Raw genomic sequence first — 1,518 nt, forward strand, 5'->3', positions numbered from 1 at the left:
ACGCCTGTCACTGGGCGTGTTCGGTGCGGTGGACAAAGCCACGGCCGAGCGACGTGCGGACGCGCTAGGTGTCGCTCTGCAGCTGACCAACATCCTGCGCGACGTCCGCGAGGACCAGCTCGAGGGACGCGTGTACCTGCCGTCCGAGGACCTGGAGCGCTTCGGCGTTCGGCTGGAACCGGGCAACGGGCTCGTCGAGGACCAGCAGCGGTGGTCGTCGCTCATCCGCTTCCAAGCCGCGCGCGCCGAGCAGTGGTACTCCGAGGGACTCCTCTTGCTGCCGATGCTGGACCGGCGCAGCCGGGCGTGCTGCGCGTCGATGGCGGGCATTTACCACGAGCTGCTGGCGCGCATCGCCGCTGACCCGGGTGGTGCGCTGAGCCAGCGGACCTCGCTGTCGGGCTGGCGCAAGGCGGGGGTCGCGGCACGTTCCTTGGCGGGGATGGCGCCGTGAGCCGCGGGCGCGTGGTGGTGGTCGGTGGTGGGCTGGCGGGAGTGACGGCGGCGCTGGACCTGGCCGAGGCGGGGTTCGTGGTCGAGCTGCTCGAGACGCGGTCGAAGCTCGGCGGCGCCACCTACTCGTTCCAGCGCGGTGACTTGGTCGTGGACACCGGCCAGCACGTCTTCCTGCGCTGCTACACCGAGTACATCGATTTGTTGCGCCGGCTCGGGGTGCAGGATTCGATCAGCATGCAGCACCGCTTCGAGGTTCCGGTGCTCAGCACGAATGGTCGCGCATCCCGCTTGCACCGCTGGAACCTGCCAGCACCGGGGCACTTGCTCCCCGCGTTGCTGGGGTACCGGCAGCTGACGGCGGCCCAGCGCGCGAGAGTGGCGCGCACCGCGCTGGCGCTGCGGATGCTCGATCCGGCCGATCCGGCGCTGGACGAGATCAGCCTCGGCGAATGGCTGCGCCGGCACGGCGAATCACCGCGCGCGGTGACGGCGCTGTGGGGGCTGCTCGGTGTGGCCGCGATCAACGCGGATCCGGACGATGCGTCGATGCTGCTGGCCGCCAAGGTCTTTCGAACAGGAGTCCTGGACCGCAGCGACAGCGCGGACATCGCCATCCCGCAAGTCCCCTTGTCGCAGCTGCACGGCGATGCCGCCCACCGAGCGCTGCGTGCCGCCGGTGTCAGCGTCCGGACGCGATGCCGGGTGCGGGCGATCCGACGCGTTGGTGCGGGTTTTCACGTGCGCGCGAAGGCAGGCAGCAACGCCCGCGAGTTGTCGGCGGACGCGGTGGTGGTGGCGGTTCCGCACCAAGCAGCGGCCGGACTGCTCGCGGACCTGCCGGTTCCCGGAGTCGAGCAGTGGTCCCAGCTCTCGGCCGCACCGATCGTCAACGTGCACCTGCACTACGACCGGAAGGTCACCGGTCTCCGGATGGCCGCGGTGCTGGATTCCCCGGTGCAGTGGGTCTTCGACCGCAGCGCGATCTCCGGCGCGACGCGAGGTCAGTACCTGGCGATCTCGCTGTCAGCCGCCCAGGACTACATCGACTTGCGCACGGAGGAC

Annotated in this window: 2 protein-coding genes; both read left to right on the top strand. The window is 70.3% G+C overall.

Going from position 1 to position 1,518, the window contains the following annotated elements; translation table 11 throughout:
* Window positions 1-454, top strand: a 454-nt coding sequence (locus tag ABTZ89_RS38615) for a squalene/phytoene synthase family protein (protein ID WP_351054440.1), incomplete at its 5' end; no start/stop codon positions are given.
* On the top strand, window positions 451-1,518 hold a 1,068-nt coding region (gene hpnE / locus ABTZ89_RS38620), incomplete at its 3' end, for a hydroxysqualene dehydroxylase HpnE (protein WP_351054442.1). The genes ABTZ89_RS38615 and hpnE, both read left to right, overlap by 4 nt.

The sequence above is a fragment of the Saccharopolyspora sp. NPDC002686 genome (assembly GCF_040295745.1).
In the GTDB taxonomy this organism is placed as follows: Bacteria; Actinomycetota; Actinomycetes; order Mycobacteriales; family Pseudonocardiaceae; genus Saccharopolyspora; species Saccharopolyspora oryzae.